This window comes from Streptomyces sp. NPDC057445 (assembly GCF_042802855.1).
GTDB lineage: Bacteria > Actinomycetota > Actinomycetes > Streptomycetales > Streptomycetaceae > Streptomyces.
In genome coordinates this window covers 1-18475 of sequence record NZ_JBHVDH010000003.1, presented here as the reverse complement: position 1 = coordinate 18475, position 18475 = coordinate 1, and the positions used below count along the sequence as shown (strand labels likewise).

The window sequence follows — 18475 nt, the reverse complement described above, 5'->3', positions numbered from 1 at the left end:
GGGACGGGCCTGTCGGCGGCGCCGGTTAGCCTCTCCGGTGTGTCCGCACGTATCACCGACCCGGAGCAGCTCAAGGAGCTTCTCGGCATCCCGTTCACCCCGGAGCAGACGGCCTGCATCACGGCTGCCCCTGCCCCGCAGGTCGTCGTGGCCGGAGCCGGGTCGGGGAAGACGACGGTGATGGCCGCGCGTGTGGTGTGGCTCGTGGGCACGGGTCAGGTCGCGCCCGAGCAGGTCCTCGGCCTGACGTTCACCAACAAAGCGGCCGGTGAGCTCGCCGAGCGGGTCCGTACGGCGCTGGTACGCGCCGGGGTCACCGACCCGGACACGATCGACCCGGACAACCCGCCGGGCGAGCCGCGCATCTCCACCTACCACGCGTTCGCCGGGCAGCTCCTCACCGACCACGGTCTGCGCATCGGCCTGGAGCCGACGTCACGGCTTCTCGCGGACGCCACCCGCTTTCAGCTCGCCGCGCGGGTCCTGCGCGAGGCGCCGGGACCGTACCCCGCGCTGGCCAAGTCCTTCCCCGCCCTGGTCAGCGATCTGCTCGCGCTCGACGCGGAGCTCGCAGAGCATCTGGTGCGCCCCGAGGAACTGCTCGCCCACGACTCCGCGCTGCTGCGGGACCTGGAGTCCGCGAGGCTCACCAACGCCGATCTGCGCAAGATCCCCGAGGCGGCCGCCGCCCGCCGTGAGCTGCTCGACCTGGTCGTGCGCTACCGCGCCGCGAAGCAGTCCCGCGACCTGCTGGACTTCGGTGACCAGATCGCGCTCTCCGCGGAGCTCGCGCGCACCCGCCCAGAGGTGAGCCGCATCCTGCGGGAGGAGTTCCGCGTGGTCCTGCTCGACGAGTACCAGGACACGTCCGTCGCCCAGCGGCTGCTGCTCTCGGGCCTGTTCGGCGGGGGCACGGGTCATGCCGTCACCGCGGTCGGCGACCCCTGCCAGGCGATCTACGGCTGGCGCGGCGCGTCCGTGGCCAACCTGGACGACTTCCCGGAGCACTTCCCCTACGCGGACGGCAGTCACGCCACCCGCTTCTCCCTCAGCGAGAACCGCCGCAGCGGCGGGCGCCTGCTCGATCTCGCCAACGGCCTCGCCGAACCGCTGCGGGCGATGCACGAAGGCGTCGAGGCCCTGCGCCCGGCGCCCGGTGCCGAGCGCGACGGTTCCGTACGGATCGCCCTGCTGCCCACCCACGCGGAGGAGATCGAGTGGCTCGCCGACTCGATCGCCCACCTCGTCCGCACGGGCAAGGAGCCGGGCGAGATCGCGGTCCTGTGCCGCACTGCGGGGGACTTCGCCTCGATCCAGGGCGCGCTCGTCGCCCGTGACGTCCCCGTGGAGGTCGTCGGGCTCTCCGGGCTGCTGCATCTGCCCGAGGTCGCCGACCTCGTCGCCGTCTGCGAGGTCCTTCAGGACCCGGGAGCGAACGCCTCGCTCGTACGGCTGCTCACGGGCCCGCGGTGGCGCATCGGCCCCCGCGACCTCGCCCTGCTGGGCCGCCGTGCGCGCATCCTGGTCCACCGTGCGCAGGAGGACGACGGCGACGACCCCGACCGTCGCCTGGCCACTGCCGTCGAGGGCACGGACCCCGCCGAGGTGATCTCGCTCGCCGACGCGCTCGACACCTTCCTCGAGTCCGGCGGAGTGGACGACGGCCTTCCGTTCTCCGCGGAGGCGCGCGTCCGGTTCGCCCGTCTCGCCCAGGAGCTCCGCGACCTGCGCCGCTCCCTGGCCGACCCCCTCATGGACGTCCTGCACCGGGTCCTCGCGACCACCGGACTCGAGGTCGAGCTGTCCGCGTCCCCGCACGCCCTGGCGGCCCGCCGCCGCGAGACCCTCGCCAACTTCCTGGACACGGCGGCGTCCTTCGCCTCCCTGGACGGCGAGGCGACCCTGCTCGCCTTCCTGGGCTTCCTGCGCACCGCCGAGCAGTACGAGAAGGGCCTGGACAACGCGCTGCCCGGCGGCGAGAACACGGTGAAGGTCCTCACCGCCCACAAGTCCAAGGGGCTGGAGTGGGACGTGGTCGCCGTCCCCGGGCTGGTCTCCGACCAGTTCCCGAGCACCCGCGCCCGGGAGTCCTGGACCGCCCAGGCGAAGGTCCTGCCCCACGCGCTGCGCGGCGACGCCGACACCCTGCCGGATGTCGCGTCCTGGGACGCGAAGGGCCTCAGGGCCTTCAAGGAGGAGATGAAGGCCCACCAGCACACCGAGGAACTCCGCCTGGGCTATGTGACCTTCACCCGGCCCCGCTCCCTGCTCCTCGGCTCGGCCCACTGGTGGGGGCCCACCCAGAAGCGCCGCCGCGGGCCGTCCGACTTCCTGAGCGCCCTGTACGACCACTGCGCCGCCGGCTTCGGCGAGATCGAGGCATGGGCCGAAGAGCCGGACGAGGACGCGGAGAACCCGGCGCTCCACGGGGCGACGGCGGAGTATGCGTGGCCGCTGCCCCTCGACCCCACGGCGATGGCGCGCCGCCGGGCGGCCGCGGACACGGTGCTGGCCCACCTCGCCGCTCTCGGCGGGCCCGCCTCCGGAGAACCCGCTTCCGCGGAACCTGCCGTCATGGCGCACACCGCCACGGCGCTCCCGCTCACGGAGTCCGGAACCGCTCCCGTGCCTCCCGGGGACGACCTCTGGCCGGAGGAGCTCACCGACCCGGACGAGGAGCCCTGGCCGGACGATCCATGGCCACCCGAGGACGCCGACCCGGAACCGGTAGCCGCACCGGAACCGGAACCAGAACCAGAACCAGAACCAGAACCCGCACCCGAACCAGAACCGAGGTACGCCCCGGGCCCGGCCGTTCACGCCGACCGGCCCCGCCTCCCCGCGCAACGGCGCGCCTCCGCGTCCCTCACCCCCGAGGACGCCCGCACCATCGCCTCCTGGGACCGCGATCTCGACGCCCTCACCGGTGAGCTCCGCCGCGCACGTGCCTCCGTACGCGACGTTCCCGTACCCCCGTCGCTCTCCGCCTCCCAGTTGCTGCGCCTCGCCGCCGACCCCGACGGCTTCGCCCAGGAGCTGGCCCGTCCGATGCCCCGCCCGCCGCAGCGGGCGGCCCGCCGGGGCACCCGGTTCCACGCGTGGGTCGAGTCGCGGTTCGAGGAACTGCCGCTGCCCATGCTGGGGCCCGACGAACTGCCGGGACGTGATCCGGACGACCCGGACGAGGCGGACATCACCGACGAGCGCGACCTCGCCGCACTCAAGGAGGCCTTCGAGCGCACCCCGTACGCCCGCCGCACCCCCTACCGGGTGGAGGTGCCCATCCAGCTCACCCTCGCGGGACGCGTCGTCCGGGGCCGTATCGACGCGGTCTACCGCGACGCGGCCACCGGGGCGTTCGAGATCGTGGACTGGAAGACCGGCCGGCTGCGGGACGCCGATCCGCTCCAGCTCGCCGTCTACCGGCTCGCCTGGGCCGAGCAGCACGGCCTCCCGCCGGAATCCGTCGACGCCGTCTTCCTCTACGTACGCACGGGGGAGATCGTCCGCCCCGAAGGCCTACCGGGCCGGGCCGCTCTGGAGCGCATCCTCCTCGAGGACCCTGCCCACGGCGACGATCCCGTCCCGGAGCCCGCTCAGGACCGGGCGGGCGGACCCGCCCCCGGCGCCGGATAGGCTCAGGAGCATGAGCGAGACCCCGGACAGCGCCGTCCGTACGTACATAGAACAGCACCGCGCCGCCTTCCTCGACGACCTCGCCGAGTGGCTGCGCATCCCGTCCGTCTCGGCCCGGCCGGACCACGACGCGGACGTACGGCGCAGCGCCGAATGGCTCGCGGCCAAGCTCAAGGAGACCGGCTTCCCGACCACCGAGATCTGGGAGACGGACGGTGCTCCCGCGGTCTTCGCCGAGTGGCCCTCCGGACTCCCGGACGCCCCGACCGTGCTCGTATACGGTCACCACGATGTGCAGCCCGCGGCCCGCGAGGACGGCTGGCACACCGACCCGTTCGAGCCGGTCGTCAAGGACGGCCGGATGTACGCACGCGGAGCGGCCGACGACAAGGGCCAGGTCTTCTTCCACACCCTGGGAGTGCGGGCCCACCTCGCCGCCACCGGCCGCACGGCCCCCGCCGTCAACCTGAAGCTCCTCGTCGAGGGTGAGGAGGAGTCCGGCTCGCCCCACTTCCGCGCCCTCGTGGAGCGGCACCGGGACCGACTCGCCGCCGATGCCGTGATCGTCTCCGACACCGGCATGTGGTCCGAGACCACGCCCACCGTCTGCACGGGCATGCGGGGCGTGGCCGACTGCGAGATCGCGCTGTACGGCCCCGACCAGGACATCCACTCCGGTTCCTTCGGCGGCGCGGTGCCCAACCCGGCCACGGCCGCCGCCCGCCTGGTCGCGGCGCTGCACGACGAGAACGAGCACATCGCGATCCCCGGCTTCCACGACGGCATCGCGGAGCTGACCGGGACGGAGCGCGAGCTGCTCTCCGAGCTGCCCTTCGACGAGGCCGAGTGGCTTCGTACCGCCAAGTCGTACGCGACGTCCGGCGAGGCCGGCTACTCCACCCTGGAGCGCATCTGGGCGCGGCCGACCGCCGAGGTCAACGGCATCGGCGGCGGCTACCAGGGGCCCGGCGGAAAGACGATCATTCCGTCGTCCGCCCGGCTGAAGCTCTCCTTCCGCCTGGTCGCCGGCCAGGACCCGGACCGTGTCGAGGAGGCGGTCCGCAACTGGGTCGCGTCCCTGATCCCCGCGGGAATCCGGCACGAGATCACCTTCGGCGCCGCGACCCGTCCCTGCCTGACACCGCTGGACCACCCTGCTCTGCAGTCCGTCGCCCGGTCCATGAGCCGTGCCTTCGACGGCGCGAAGATCCGCTTCACCCGCGAGGGTGGTTCCGGCCCTGCCGCGGATCTTCAGGACGTGCTCGGTGCGCCGGTGCTGTTCCTGGGTATCTCCGTACCGTCCGACGGGTGGCACGCGCCCAACGAGAAGGTCGAACTGGACCTGCTGCTCAAGGGCGTCGAGACCGCCGCGTACCTGTGGGGCGACCTGGCCGTCGCCCTCCGCTGACAGAACACCGTAAACCCCGGGGGAGTGGGAAGTACTTGTGAGCACCTTCAATCACGTCGCCGACGGCCGTCCGATCGGCCTCACGGCGCCCAGCGGCATCGACCGCGCGGCGCACCACCGACTCGACGAGGCCTGGCTGGCGGCGGCGTGGAGCCACCCGACGACCCGTGTGTTCGTGGTCTCCGGCGGGCAGGTGCTCATCGACGACACCCCCGACGGCGGTACCGAGCTCGTCATGACCCCGGCCTTCGAGGCCCCTGTCACCGAGACCCACCGCTACTTCCTGGGCACCGACGAGGACGGCGTCAGCTACTTCGCACTGCAGAAGGACGCCCTGCCGGGGCGCATGGACCAGTCCGCGCGACCCGCAGGGCTGCGCGAGGCCGGCCTGCTCCTCTCGCCGCGCGACGCGGGCCTGATGGTGCACGCGGTCGCCCTGGAGAACTGGCAGCGGCTCCACCGTTTCTGCTCCCGCTGCGGCGAGCGCACGATCATCGCCGCCGCGGGCCACATCCGCCGCTGCCCCGCCTGTGGCGCCGAGCACTATCCGCGTACCGACCCCGCCGTGATCATGCTGGTCACGGACGAGGAGGACCGCGCACTGCTGGGCCGTCAGGTGCACTGGCCGGAGGGCCGCTTCTCGACGCTCGCCGGTTTCGTCGAGCCGGGCGAGTCGATCGAGCAGTCGGTGATCCGCGAGGTGTACGAGGAGGCCGGTGTCACGGTCGGCGAGGTCGAGTACGTGGCCAGCCAGCCCTGGCCCTTCCCCTCCAGCCTGATGCTCGGCTTCATGGCCCGTGCCACGTCGTCGGAGATCCACGTGGACGGCGAGGAGATCCAGGAGGCCCGCTGGTTCTCGCGGGAGGACCTGCGGGGCGCCTTCGAGTCGGGGGAGGTGCTGCCTCCCTACGGGATCTCCATCGCGGCCCGACTCATCGAGCTCTGGTACGGCAAGCCCCTGCCCAGGCCCGGCACGGCCGGGTAGGGCTTTCCGCCGGGCCGGGGCCGTCAGGCTTTCGCCTTGTGGTCGACGTGGAGGACGACCTTTCCGCGCGGGTGTTCCGTCGCGAGCGCCTCGTACGCCGACCGGGTCTCGTTGAGCGGCACCACGCGGTCCACCACGGGCGCCAGCCTGCCCTCGTCGATCAGCTCGGTGATGGCCACGAGGCCGGCCCGGTCGGGCCGGACGATGAAGAACAGCGCGCGTACGCCGCGGGCCGCGGCCGTCTCCTGGTCCGGCGGCTGCACGACGCTGACCAGGATTCCTCCCGGACGCAGCGTCGCCCAGGAACGGTCCAGCGTCTCGCCGCCGACGAGGTCGAGCACCACGTCGGCGTCCCGCACCAGATCCTCGAAGCGTTCGGACCTGTAGTCGACGACCCGCTCCGCGCCGAGGCCGGTGACGAAGTCCTGGTCACGCGCCGAGGCGGTGGCGGTCACCCGCCCGCCGAGGGCCACGGCGATCTGTACCGCGAAGGTGCCGACCCCTCCGGCCCCGCCGTGGACGAGCACGTGCTGTCCCGGCTGCAGGGCGGCATGATCGACGAGCGCCTGCCATGCGGTGAGGGCGGCGAGCGGTACGGCCGCCGTGCTGTCGTGGTCCAGCACGCCCGGCTTGGAGGCCAGCAGATTCGCGGGGACGGAGACATACTCGGCCGCCGCACCGTCGCGGGTGAACGGGATGAGCCCGTAGACCTCGTCGCCGGTCGCGAGGTCGGTCACCCCGGTGCCGACCTGGGCCACCACGCCCGAGAGCTCGTGCGAGGGAACGGTCGGCGTACGGTCCTGGCCCGTCCCGTCGAAACTGTCCGTCCAGGTCGCGTCCCAGTCGAGCTCACCGGCGGTGATGGAGGCGGCGCGTACCGCGACGAGCACTTCGCCCGGCCCTGGTTCGGGACGCGGCGCCGATTCGTAGACGAACTGTTCAGGGCCGCCGCGCCTGTGGGCGCGCACGGCGCGCATCGTGGTGGTCATGAGGAGATCACTCCCATGAACCGGCCGGCCTCAGTCCGGCCGGCCGGGCCGGTCACTCCTTGGGCGGGCCCGCTCTCCCCTGTTGGGGCCCGCACGGACGGGATGGCGCATCCGCCCGCTGGGCCCGTACTGCGTTCCCGGAGGTGTGGCCCGGCCCCGAACAGCGCCGCCCCCACCGGTACTCCGACCGGAGGGGGCGCAGCGCAGAGGTGGGCGGTGCGACGTCAGACTGCGAGAGCCTGCTTCACCTGGGCCAGGCTCGGGTTGGTCATGACGATGTTCTCGCCGCCGTCGGGCGGGACGACCAGAACCGTGGGAACCGTCTGGTTGCCGCCGTTGGCCTGCTCCACGAACGCCGCGGACTGCGGGTCGTTCTCGATGTTGATCTCGACGTACGAGATGCCTTCCCGGTCCAGCTGGCTCTTCAGCCGACGGCAGTAGCCGCACCAGGTCGTGCTGTACATCGTCAGAGATCCCTGCATCTTCTTCTCCCGCTCTCCGGCTCGTGGGGTTGTCCGCGTAGTCGAACGTACGCGATGCCGCCCTCATTCCCGTATCCGTACGACCGGAGTATTGGTACGACCGGGCCCGTTCCCCTGTGGACAACCGTCCCGGTGATCTCATGGAACCTGGCAGCATGGCGGGGTGACAGCAGCAACGCACTCCTCTCTCTTCCCTCAGGTCCCCGATTCGGCGGACGCGGTGCTCGACGGGCTCGACCCCGAGCAGCGCGAGGTCGCGACCGCCCTGACCGGTCCGGTGTGCGTCCTGGCGGGCGCCGGTACCGGCAAGACGCGGGCGATCACCCATCGCATCGCGTACGGGGTGCGGGCGGGCATACTCCAGCCCGCGAGTGTGCTGGCCGTCACCTTCACCAACCGTGCCGCGGGGGAGATGCGCGGCCGGCTGCGACAGCTCGGTGCCGGCGGAGTGCAGGCCCGCACCTTCCACTCCGCGGCCCTGCGCCAGCTCCAGTACTTCTGGCCGAAAGTCGTGGGCGGCGAGCTGCCGAGACTGCTGGAGCGGAAGATCCAGCTGGTCGCCGAGGCCGCGGCGCGCTGCCGGATCCGGCTCGACCGCAATGAGCTCAGGGACGTGACCAGCGAGATCGAGTGGGCCAAGGTCACCCAGACCGTGCCCGCCGACTATCCCGCCGCTGTTGCCAAGGCGCTGAGGGACGCCCCGCGCGACCCGGCCGAGATCGGCCAGATCTATGCGCTGTACGAGCAGTTGAAGCGCGACCGTTCGGTCATCGACTTCGAGGACGTTCTGCTGCTCACGGTCGGCATCCTCCAGGACCGCCACGACATCGCCGATCAGATCCGCCGCCAGTACCAGCACTTCGTGGTGGACGAGTACCAGGACGTGTCGCCGCTTCAGCAGCGTCTGCTGGAGCTGTGGCTCGGCGACCGGGAGAGCCTGTGCGTCGTCGGGGACGCCAGCCAGACGATCTACTCCTTCACCGGGGCCACGCCGGACCATCTGCTGAACTTCCGCACCCGCCACCCGAACGCCACGGTGGTGAAGCTCGTCCGGGACTACCGCTCGACCCCGCAGGTGGTGCACCTGGCCAACGGCCTGCTGCGCCAGGCCCGCGGCAGAGCGGCCGAGCACCGGCTCGAGCTGGTCTCGCAGCGCGACCCGGGCCCCGAGCCCGCCTACACGGAGTACGCGGACGAGCCCGCCGAGGCCGAGGGCACCGCCCGCCGCATCCGCGATCTGATCGCCGCGGGTGTCCCGGCGGGCGAGATCGCGGTGCTCTACCGGGTCAACGCCCAGTCCGAGGTCTATGAGCAGGCCCTTGCCGACGCGGGAGTGCCGTACCAGCTGCGTGGCGCCGAGCGGTTCTTCGAGCGCGCCGAGGTCCGCGAGGCCGGGGTCGCGCTGCGCGGCGCCGCCCGTGCCGGCGGGAACGACGCGCTGCTGGACGACGTCGAGGATCTGCCCTCACAGGTGCGTGCGGTGCTGTCCACCAAGGGCTGGACCACCGAGCCCCCGGCCGGTTCGGGCGCGGTGAGGGACCGCTGGGAGTCCCTGGCCTCGCTGGTGCGGCTCGCCGAGGACTTCGCGCGCGCCAAGCCCGGGGCGACCCTCGCCGATCTCGTCGCCGAGCTCGACGAGCGGGCGGCCGCCCAGCACGCTCCGACCATCCAGGGTGTGACGCTCGCCTCGCTCCACTCCGCGAAGGGCCTGGAATGGGACGCCGTCTTCCTGGTGGGCCTGACCGAAGGCATGATGCCGATCACCTACGCCAAGACCGATGAGCAGGTGGAGGAGGAGCGTCGGCTGCTCTACGTCGGGGTCACCCGCGCCCGGCTCCATCTGTCCTTGTCCTGGGCGCTGTCCCGTTCGCCGGGCGGCCGGGCCTCCCGCCGCCCCACCCGTTTCCTGGCCGGGCTGCGACCGGGCTCTGCGGCGCCCGGCGCCGGCGGCGCGGGCGGCGCCGGTGGCATCGAGCGCGCGGGGGGATCCTCCGGACGGCGCAAGCGGCGGGGGCCGGTGCTGTGCCGGGTGTGCGGCAAAACGCTCACCGACGCGGGTGAGATGAAACTGATGCGCTGTGAGGACTGTCCTTCCGACATGGACGAGGCGCTGTACGAGCGGCTGCGTGAGTGGCGCAGCGAGCAGGCCAGGGAGCTGGGCCAGCCCGCGTACTGCGTCTTCACCGACAAGACGCTGATGGCGATCGCCGAAGCCGTGCCGGCCGACGAGGGTGAGCTGTCCGCCATCCCGGGAGTCGGCGGACGCAAGCTGGAGCGTTTCGGAGCCGATGTCCTGTCCATCTGTACAGGTCAGGAGGTTGGAGGGGGCGACGAGGAGGACTGATACAAACTCGTCGAAAAAATAGTTTGCGCCCGCACCAGTCATCCCCATAGGTTCTTAACCACGGGAACGGCGGCTTCTCCGAAGCCCTGTCCTCGTGCTGTACTTATCCGAATAGCGCGATCGGCCCCGGCCGGTCCCAGAGACGCCGAGAGGAGGCGATTCCAGTGATCAGCATCAACACCAGCTTCAACTGCACCACCGTCAAAATGACCGATCGCTCGGTCGTCTCCGCCTGCTCGCTCGGCCTCTCCGGTTCGGCGTTCATTGGCACCGGTATGTCCGGCTTCTCGGCCGTGCTTCCGGTCTCTCTCCCTGCGGGTCTGCCCGTCCGGGAGCGCAATGAGCGACCGACCAAGGCACTGGAAGCAGGAGTAGCAGCGGCAGAGGCCAAGGCCTATGCCTTTGCGGCGGCCAGTGCCGGCAGCACCAAGAAGCAGACGACGCAGCACCACACGATGTGGGCCTTCCGTGGGCTCGAACCCTGGAGTGATCCAGCCTGATCCAGGATCAGGCCGGCGCCTTCAGGGCCGCGGAACCCCACCCGGGATCCGCGGCCCTTCTGTTTTCCCCGATGAGGAAACAGAGCGAAGGGGCCTCGGGACCAGCAAGACCCGGTACCAGCTGAAGCCCGGTCAACAGACCGGAACGACCAGACGAGGAAAACACCACCGTGCAACTCGAAGCGCACGCCCCGTCCGTACCGCCTTCCGAAACGATCCCCCCGCCCGGCCTCACGGAGGACTCCACCTTGACCCCGCTCACCGCGCTGACCGCGCTGGACGACGCCATCGAGAACCTCGGCGTGCCCGTCCCCTGCCGTTCCTACGACCCGGAGGTCTTCTTCGCCGAGTCGCCGGCCGATGTCGAGTACGCCAAGTCCCTGTGCCGGACCTGCCCGCTGATGGAGGCCTGCCTTGCAGGCGCCAAGGAGCGGCGTGAGCCGTGGGGTGTCTGGGGCGGAGAGCTCTTCGTCCAGGGCGTCGTCGTTGCCCGGAAGCGGCCGCGTGGTCGCCCGCGCAAGAACCCGGTTGCCGCATGAACATCACCGGAACCATCGACCGCCCCCTCACGCACGATCCCCAGAAGCTGGCCCCGATGACCTCTTCCGCGAGCGAGCCGTCAGGCTCCGCCACCCCAGCCGTCACCACCATCGGCGCGAACGCCTCGCGTCAGAACAGGACCCGCGAAATGCAACTCATCCCAGAAGCCCTGGCGCGTGCTCATATGCATCAGCGCCAGCGGGAAGCCGAGGCGGGACGCCAGGCCGCGCGCCTGGTCGCCGCCCGGCGTATGCAGCAGCGCGCCGAGCGCGTGTCGCTGCGTGCCCGCCGCGCGCTGGCCATGGCCGTCATGTCCTGAGGTCTTTCGTCTGGATCAGGCCGGGCAGCGAGCCAAGGCACGCGAGCCCGGCAAGATCCGAACGAGAGGCCCTGGCCGACAGCCGGGCCCACTCGCCACGTACAACTCCCACCGCGGGGGCCGGTCCGAACGGGCCGGCCCCCGCGGTGCGTCATCCTCACCGGTGCGTTGTCCTGCCGGCCGCCCCGCATGGGGTTATCGTCACGAGGTGGACCAGCAGACTCATCACCCTGTCCGCCCGGGTGCCGAGAACGTCGTGTGTTCCCGGTGCGGCAAGGTCGCCGACGGAAACCCACCGACCTGGACCTGCTCCGTGGAAAACGGCCGACGCCACTACTTCTGCGACACCTGTGCCCGCGCCAACATCAGGGCCATCGAGGGACGGCTCGACTCCGCCTGGTGGTAGCGGACCACCGGTGAGGGCCGGCCGGACCGTCAGCCCTACCGGACCGGCCCCGATACCGGGCGGCCGTGACGCAACGGCGCTGAGGATCCTGCGCTGACGGAGCGCCAGTGCGACACCCGCAGCGCCCGTTGACGCCGCCGTCGGCTCAGGCCTCGGCGACCAGTTCCTCCCCGTCTGTCGCCAGGGCCGCCTCCGCCGCCTCCGGAAGGAAGCCCGGCAGCCATGCCTCCAGCTCGTCGCGGAGCCGCACCGTCGCGTTCAGCTGACAAAGCACCCCTATGGTGCTCAGCGTCACTCGATGGATCAGCAGATACGCGGGCGGCAGGTTGAGCTGCTTGCCCAGCTGGTGCGCGGGAGAACGGGGATCGGCGATCCGCGCCGCCTGGTTCCGCATCCAGCCACGGGTGAAGGTGAAGGAGTCGGCCTCGGCCGGTTCGATGATCGGCAGCAGATACTCGAGCACGGTGTCAGGGTCGAGATCGATCGAATCCTTGACGAAACCCTCTTCGCACAGCAGCACATAGACCGCCTCGGCCTCGCCCTCCAGGGTCATCCGCAGCGACTCGCCTATGGTCCCCGGCAGGCCGCCCGGGAGCCGGTCGACGGTGCCGAAGTCCAGCACCCCCAGCCGCCAGGCACCGGAGTCCTCGCCGTCGTCCCCGTCGTCCGCGGGGAGCAGCCGGAAGTTGCCCGGGTGGGGATCGGCGTGCAGCAGCCCCGTGCGGGCGGGGCCGGAGAAGAGGAAGCGAGCCAGCAGCTGGCCGGCGCGGTCCCGCTGCTGCTGTGTGCCTTCGTTGATGACCTCGGCGAGCGGTATCCCGTCGAGCCACTCGGTCACCAGCACCTGGTCGCCCTGGTGGACCACGTCCGGCACCACCACATCCGGATCGTCCGCGAACTCAGCCGCGTGCTCCCGCTGGGCCCGCGCCTCCAGCCCGTAGTCCAGTTCCTCCGAGACCCGGTCCCGGAGCTCGGTGATCAGCGGCTTGATGTCCATACCCGGAATCAGCGGACCCAACAGCCGGGCGAACCGGCTCAACTGCGACAGGTCCGAGAGCAGGGCCTCGCCGGCCCCCGGGTACTGCACCTTCACCGCGACATCGCGTCCGTCGTGCCAGACGGCGCGGTGAACCTGGCCGATCGACGCGGCGGCGGCGGGTTTGTCGTCGAACTCCAGGAAAAGCTCGCGCCAGTTCTCGCCCAGCCGCTGCACCAGCACCTCATGGATCGTGCTCGTCGGCATCGGGGGAGCCGCGTCCTGGAGCCTGGTCAGCGCGGCGCGGTAGGGGCCGGCGATCTCCTCGGGCAGCGCCGACTCGAAGACGGACATGGCCTGTCCGAACTTCATCGCCCCGCCCTTGAGCTCACCGAGCACCTTGAACAGCTGCTCAGCCGTCCGCTGTTGCAGCTCCCTGGCCACGATCTCCGCGGACTTGCCGCCTATCCGCTTGCCCAGGCCCCAGGTGGCGCGGCCGGCGAAGCCGAGCGGCAGCGCGGCCAACTTGGCGGTACGGGTGACCGCCTTCCGGGGAAGATCAGACATTGCGCCCCTCCAAATCCCAGACTGCCGTGCCGCGTGCGGCGGTTACCCGGCCATTGTGTCCTGCGGCGTCCCGGCCCCCGAGGCGCGCTCCCCCTCAGTCTGCCCAACCGCACCGCAGCTACAGTCGCGATGGCCCTTGAACTGCTCGGATCTCCACTCCAGCAGTGGCAGCGACGCCTCCCAGCGCGCGCCGGTGCTCGTTGGCAGATCCCCGTCCAGGAATGCCAGGGCATGTGCCGCCGCCAGCCCCGCCACCGCGGTCGCGAGTGACAGGTCGCAGGGGCCGGCCACCGTGTCCCGGCGGCCCGAGCGCCACTGCGCCAGCATCCGGGGCCATGCCGGATCCCGCTCGGCACGGGTCAGCTCCAGACACCCTGCGCAGGCGCTGCCTCCCGGCAGTACGAGCGGCCCCACCACACCGGTGGCCTCGAGAACCCCCGCATAGAGATGAGGAGTTCCGGTGGCGATCCACTCGCCGGACGCCGCACGGTCGGGTGCGTACGCCGCGAGACCGTCCCGCGGGGCGACGACGATCAGCGAGAGTGCGGGCTCGTCCAGCGGGGGAGCACCGGGCGGGCGGCGCACCCGGCGCGGAAGCTTCCCCGGGGCCGACCCTCGCACGAGCCGGCCTGCCGCCGCGTCCCTGCGCTCACCCACCGCCTCCTTCGGCAGCCCGCCGGGCGCCACGTCCCAGGGTTCCGCACGTCCCCCGTCCAGCACCTCGACCTGACCGACACCCGAGGCGGACAGCACCGCCGCCACCGCCGCCCCCACTCTGCCCGCGCCCCGGACCTGAACGCGCATCGCACCCCGCGCGGCCAACCGGGCCATGGCGCCGCCCGGTTCCGGATGGACGACCGAGAGCGAGGAGAGGTCGGGGCGCAACCGGTCGAGCGTGGCGCCGGCCCCTTGCCGTAACGCCTCGGCCTGCGGTCCGCCGCCCGTCGCGTCGTCGACGAGACCCGCCTGGGTCAGTCGGGACAGCAGCAGGTCCACCTGCCCGTCGGGCAGGCCGGCCGCCCTGGCCTCCTCCCGCAGCCGCGGCAGTCCGCGCGTCCCGTCGAGGAGCGAGAGGAGAGTCCCGCTCGCCGTGTCCACCGGACCGACCACCACCGCGTGCGCCTGCGACGCACCGAACTGCACATATCGAAGATCCCGCCAGGCACGCCGAAGCGCCGGCTTCACCATCGGATGCATATCCGCCCCGTCCTGGTCCTGTTCGTCCGGACCACGTTCCGTTGCCGTTCCGCCCGTGATCTTTCCGGCGGATCTTTCCCGCATCAGAATGCAGGTCCCCGGCAGCAGGCGCGGAAAGTTGTCCACAGGCATCGGGTATTAGTCGTTCAAATGGTGCACGCCGTCGAGTGGATCAAGTTCGAACCGACCCGGAGGCGGGACTTCCCCCACTGGCAGCAGGTAAGTTTCGGGGCGTGTCCGCCGACCGACCGCTCAGTGCCGAAAGCCAGCAGCACCGCATGACCCGACATGCGCCCTGCTCCTCCGCGACAAGCGCCGTCGAGGTCCGCAGGAGCGCCAGGCGCAGCAGGACGGTCTCCGCCTACCGTGAGGGCGACCGGACGATCGTGCTCATCCCCGCGCGCATGTCGGAGGCGGAAGAGCGGCGCTGGGTGACGGTGATGCTCGACAAACTCGCGGCGCAGGAGAGCAAGCGCACTCTCGGTGACGCGGAACTGGCCGAGCGCGCCGAGCGGCTGTCCGAGCAGTACTTCGGCGGACGCGCCCGGCCCACCTCGGTGCGCTGGGTGACCAACCAGAACACCCGCTGGGGGTCCTGCACTCCGGCGGAGGGCAGCATCCGGCTGTCGCACCGTCTGCAGGGCATGCCGGAGTACGTGGTCGACTACGTGCTCGTCCATGAACTCGCGCACCTGCTCGTGCCGGGGCACGGGCCGCGCTTCTGGCGGCTCCTCGAGGCCTATCCGCGTACCGAGCGGGCGCGCGGCTATCTCGAAGGTGTGGTCGCCGCGGACCGTCTCCCGCATCTGCCCGTCGCACGCGGAGAGTGACGTCCGTCGATCCTGTACCGAAAGTGTCCCGACTTGGCTCAATGTCGTTCGTAGCGGTTAGCCTGGCGCGACGTATTCACATTTCGTCGGGATGGGGGACGGTCGTTACGCATGGCCAGGGAATTCCAACGAGGCCACAAGGCCAAGATCAGTGATCTGACACCGGGGACCGATCTGTACGTAGGTGTGCAGATCGCCGCGCCCGGGCTGACCTTCGACATCAGCTGCTTCGGCCTCGATGCCAATGAGCAGCTTTCCGACGACCGGTATTTCATCTTCTTCAACCAGCCGAAGTCGCCAGAGGAGTCGATCCAGCTGCTCGGTGCGCAGGCCGGTGACACCGAGTCGTTCCGGGTCACCCTGGACCGCGTCCCGGCGGACATCCACAAACTCTCGTTCACCGCGACGATCGACGGCGCCGGGCAGATGTCGCAGATCGGCCCCGGGTACATCCGGATCGTGGCGGGTGGCGAGGAGGTGGTCAGGTACGCCTTCACCGGCTCGGAGTTCTCCACCGAACGTGCCGTGATGCTGGGCGACTTCTATCTCAAGGACGTGTGGCGGTTCGCCGCTGTCGGTCAGGGCTTCGACGGCGGTCTCGACGCGCTGCTGAAGAACTTCGGCGGCGAGGTCGCCGAGGAGCAGCCGGCGGCGCAGCAGCCGCAGCAGGCCGCGCCCGGGTTCGCCCCGCCGGCGCCTGCCCCTGCCCCGGCTCCGTCGTTCGGCGCCCCACCGGCCCCGGCCCCGCATCCCGCACCGGTGAATCCGCAGATCCATTCGGCTCCGACGATCGTCGCGCCGATGACGCCGCCCGCCGGTACGGTTCCGCCGCAGGCACCGCCGGCCCCGTACGCTGCCCCGCAGCAGCCGCAGTTCGGGCAGGTTCCCGGGCACGCCCCTGGCCAGATGCCCGGTCAGGGCCCCGGCGCTCCCGCTCCCTTCGGCCAGCAGCCCGCTCCTTACGGCGGCCAGCAGGGAGTCCCGCAAGGAGTTCCGCAGGGTGGAGGCGGACTCCAGGCGGCCCTGCAGCCGTACAAGGAGCTGCCGACCGGCCAGCGCTGGACTCCGCAGAACCAGCAGCTCATGCGGGTCGACCTGGCGATGGGCGGCACGCCCGTGCTCGCCCGCCAGGGCAGCATGGTCATGTACCAGGGCAAGGTCGAATTCGGCTACAAGAGTGCCGGTTTCGCCGGTCGCGTGGTCGGCAACGCCACGGGCCAGGAGATGCAGCTGATGCGCTGCTCGGGCCGCGGGCAGGTCTTCCTCGCCGAGGAGGCCGCGCATCTGCACCCGATCGAGCTGCAGGGCGACGGAATCTGCGTCTCCGCGGAGAACGTCCTCGCGTTCGACGAATCGCTGCAGTACGAGGTCCGCCGTATCGAGGGCCACGGCATCCCCGGTGGCGCCCTGTTCACCATGCAGTTCCAGGGCTCCGGCACCGTCATCGTGAAGACCCACGGCATCCCCGTGGTCCTTCCGGTCACGCCCACCACGTTCGCGGACTCCAACGCCGTCGTGGCCTGGTCGTCCGCCTCCCAGGTGATCCTCTCCAGCCAGGTCAGGCTCCGCCGCAACGCGTACCCCGGCCACAGCGGAGAGACCGTGAACCTGCAGTTCCGGGGCGCCCCCGGCAACTTCATCGTCGTCCAGCCGTACGAGGTCTGAGGGAGCCCGAAGAATGAACCAGCAACTCGCGGGCTACGCCCCGACGCCCGTCGTGGCCCGGATGGAGAACCACGGCCGCGCGATGCTCAAGGTCGCCATGGCATCCGGCCAGGACCTGTACGCGCGCGCCGGCTCGATGGTCGCCTACGAAGGCTTCATCCAGTACGAGCCCAACCCGCCCGCGGTCCGGCAGGCCGCCTCCCAGTGGGTGACCGGTGAGGGCGCGCCCATCATGAAGTGCTCCGGCGACGGTCTGCTGTACCTCGCCGACTACGGCGCGGATGTCGTCGTCGTCAATCTCAACAACGACTCGATCTCCGTCAACGGCACCAATCTCCTCGCCTTCGACGCACACCTCCAGTGGGGTGTCGAGCGGGTGAAGGGCCTTGCCAAGTTCACCGGCCAGGGCCTGTGGAACGTCTCGGTCGCGGGCACCGGCTGGGTCGCCATGACCTCGCGCGGTACGCCGATCGTCGTCGACTGCGGACGCGGCGAGGACGAGACGTACGTCGACCCGGACGCGCTGGTCGCCTGGTCACCGAACCTGAAGGTGAAGGGCAAGCGCAGCTTCAAGGCCTCGTCACTCATCGGGCGGGGCAGCGGAGAGGCGTACCAGATGGCCTTCTCCGGCCAGGGCATCGTCGTCGTACAGCCAAGTGAGGACAGCACCGACCGTCTGCGGATCCGGGGCTGAGGGGGAGCGAGAACACACCATGCAGAGCCCGCTTTTCAGCTACGCGGAACAGCAGTCCCAGGAGCGGTACCTCGTCCAGAACCCGCAGCTCCTACGGGTCGCGCTCACCGGGCATGACGACGTCCTCGCCCGCAAGGGCGCGATGGTCGCCTACCAGGGCCTGATCGACTTCGACGGTGAGTACCAGTCGCAGGGCCAGCGGCGCGCCCGTGCCCGCACGGGCGAGGGTCTCGATCTGATGCGCTGTTCCGGACAGGGCACGGTCTACTTCGCCAACCTCGCGCAGTACATCCACGTGGTGGATGTCGATCAGGAAGGGATGACCGTCGACAGCGCCTATGTGCTGGCGCTCGACTCCACCCTGCACACCGAAGTCATCGCGGTGGACAGCCAGTACGGCATCTCCGGCTCGGGCAAGTACCAGCTCAACATCTCCGGGCGCGGCAAGGTCGCACTGATGACCTCCGGACAGCCCCTGATGCTGCAGGTGACCCCGGACAAGTACGTCAACGCGGACGCCGACGCGATCGTCGCCTGGTCGTCCTCGCTGCGGGTGCAGATGCAGTCCCAGACGCACTCCACGGGCGTCTGGCGCCGCCGTGGCAACACCGGAGAGGGCTGGGAGCTCAGCTTCCTCGGACAGGGCTTCGCCCTCGTCCAGCCCAGTGAGGTCCTCCCGCCGCAGAACGCGCAGATCGGACAGGGTGCGCCGGCCCAGTTCGGCATGGGCCAGCACGGCTCCCACGCGCAGAACCAGGGCAACGTCTGGAGCTGAACGCGGGAATCAGCCCGTAGCCGGGGGCGGTCCGTCGTGGCGGACCGCCCCCGACACCTGCACTAGCTGTTCTGTCCCGGGAGGTTGTGGACGGGTGAGGCAGGTCTCGGCTGAGGGATCTTGAAATGGGTGAGGGCCTTCTGGCCTGGTGTGGATTGCGAC

General features: G+C 70.8%; 16 protein-coding genes. 12 read left to right on the top strand and 4 right to left on the bottom strand.

From position 1 onward, the window contains the following. The first annotated feature begins 39 nt into the window (after positions 1 to 39). From ACFU5O_RS08030 to nudC, 3 genes are read left to right on the top strand one after another with little or no spacing between them, the layout of a single operon-like run. Entirely contained in the window at positions 40 to 3636 is a 3597-nt protein-coding gene (locus tag ACFU5O_RS08030) for a UvrD-helicase domain-containing protein (RefSeq protein ID WP_384237849.1), read from the top strand. 10 nt (positions 3637 to 3646) lie between these two features. Continuing rightward, entirely contained in the window at positions 3647 to 5044 is a 1398-nt protein-coding gene (locus ACFU5O_RS08025) for a dipeptidase (RefSeq protein ID WP_384237847.1), read from the top strand. Between the two features lie 37 nt (positions 5045 to 5081). After that, a complete protein-coding gene (gene nudC / locus ACFU5O_RS08020) occupies positions 5082 to 6029 on the top strand; it encodes an NAD(+) diphosphatase (RefSeq protein WP_384237844.1) in 948 nt (315 codons plus the stop codon). A gap of 23 nt (positions 6030 to 6052) precedes the next feature. Here nudC and ACFU5O_RS08015 read toward each other — a convergent pair whose 3' ends face one another. After that, a complete protein-coding gene (locus ACFU5O_RS08015; RefSeq protein ID WP_384237842.1) occupies positions 6053 to 7018 on the bottom strand; it encodes an NADP-dependent oxidoreductase in 966 nt (321 codons plus the stop codon). A gap of 224 nt (positions 7019 to 7242) precedes the next feature. Further along, the gene (locus ACFU5O_RS08010) at positions 7243 to 7500 is read right to left on the bottom strand and encodes a glutaredoxin domain-containing protein (RefSeq protein WP_384237839.1); all 258 of its coding nucleotides are present in this window, start codon (positions 7498 to 7500) and stop codon (positions 7243 to 7245) included. A gap of 163 nt (positions 7501 to 7663) precedes the next feature. Here ACFU5O_RS08010 and ACFU5O_RS08005 point away from each other — a divergent pair, with 163 nt between their 5' ends. The 5 genes from ACFU5O_RS08005 to ACFU5O_RS07985 all read left to right on the top strand — a co-directional run bounded on the left by ACFU5O_RS08005 (position 7664) and on the right by ACFU5O_RS07985 (position 11609). Beyond that, positions 7664 to 9844, top strand: coding sequence for an ATP-dependent DNA helicase UvrD2 (locus ACFU5O_RS08005; protein WP_384237837.1), 2181 nt, complete (start codon positions 7664 to 7666; stop codon positions 9842 to 9844). A gap of 164 nt (positions 9845 to 10008) precedes the next feature. Beyond that, positions 10009 to 10344: a hypothetical protein gene (locus ACFU5O_RS08000; RefSeq protein ID WP_384237834.1), complete on the top strand. Its 336-nt coding sequence runs from the start codon at positions 10009 to 10011 to the stop codon at positions 10342 to 10344. Between the two features lie 170 nt (positions 10345 to 10514). Further along, on the top strand, positions 10515 to 10883 hold the full coding sequence (locus tag ACFU5O_RS07995) for a WhiB family transcriptional regulator (RefSeq protein WP_351226385.1): 369 nt from the start codon (positions 10515 to 10517) through the stop codon (positions 10881 to 10883). Further along, a complete protein-coding gene (locus ACFU5O_RS07990) occupies positions 10880 to 11203 on the top strand; it encodes a hypothetical protein (protein WP_384237830.1) in 324 nt (107 codons plus the stop codon). The genes ACFU5O_RS07995 and ACFU5O_RS07990 overlap by 4 nt, the downstream gene beginning before the upstream one ends. A 208-nt stretch (positions 11204 to 11411) precedes the next feature. Continuing rightward, complete coding sequence (locus tag ACFU5O_RS07985) at positions 11412 to 11609, top strand: hypothetical protein (protein ID WP_384237827.1); 198 nt, start codon at positions 11412 to 11414, stop codon at positions 11607 to 11609. Between the two features lie 145 nt (positions 11610 to 11754). Here ACFU5O_RS07985 and ACFU5O_RS07980 read toward each other — a convergent pair whose 3' ends face one another. Both ACFU5O_RS07980 and ACFU5O_RS07975 read right to left on the bottom strand, forming a co-directional pair. After that, positions 11755 to 13152: an ABC1 kinase family protein gene (locus ACFU5O_RS07980; protein WP_384237824.1), complete on the bottom strand. Its 1398-nt coding sequence runs from the start codon at positions 13150 to 13152 to the stop codon at positions 11755 to 11757. A 42-nt stretch (positions 13153 to 13194) separates the two neighbouring features. Beyond that, positions 13195 to 14349: a ThiF family adenylyltransferase gene (locus ACFU5O_RS07975; protein WP_384238914.1), complete on the bottom strand. Its 1155-nt coding sequence runs from the start codon at positions 14347 to 14349 to the stop codon at positions 13195 to 13197. A gap of 278 nt (positions 14350 to 14627) precedes the next feature. Here ACFU5O_RS07975 and ACFU5O_RS07970 point away from each other — a divergent pair, with 278 nt between their 5' ends. From ACFU5O_RS07970 to ACFU5O_RS07955, 4 genes are all read left to right on the top strand, one after another. Continuing rightward, positions 14628 to 15179: a M48 family metallopeptidase gene (locus tag ACFU5O_RS07970; RefSeq protein WP_384237821.1), complete on the top strand. Its 552-nt coding sequence runs from the start codon at positions 14628 to 14630 to the stop codon at positions 15177 to 15179. A 111-nt stretch (positions 15180 to 15290) separates the two neighbouring features. Then, positions 15291 to 16844, top strand: coding sequence for a TerD family protein (locus tag ACFU5O_RS07965; RefSeq protein ID WP_384237818.1), 1554 nt, complete (start codon positions 15291 to 15293; stop codon positions 16842 to 16844). A 13-nt stretch (positions 16845 to 16857) separates the two neighbouring features. Further along, entirely contained in the window at positions 16858 to 17538 is a 681-nt protein-coding gene (locus ACFU5O_RS07960; RefSeq protein WP_384237816.1) for an AIM24 family protein, read from the top strand. 19 nt (positions 17539 to 17557) lie between these two features. After that, the gene (locus ACFU5O_RS07955) at positions 17558 to 18313 is read left to right on the top strand and encodes an AIM24 family protein (RefSeq protein ID WP_384237813.1); all 756 of its coding nucleotides are present in this window, start codon (positions 17558 to 17560) and stop codon (positions 18311 to 18313) included. The last annotated feature ends 162 nt before the right edge of the window (positions 18314 to 18475 follow it).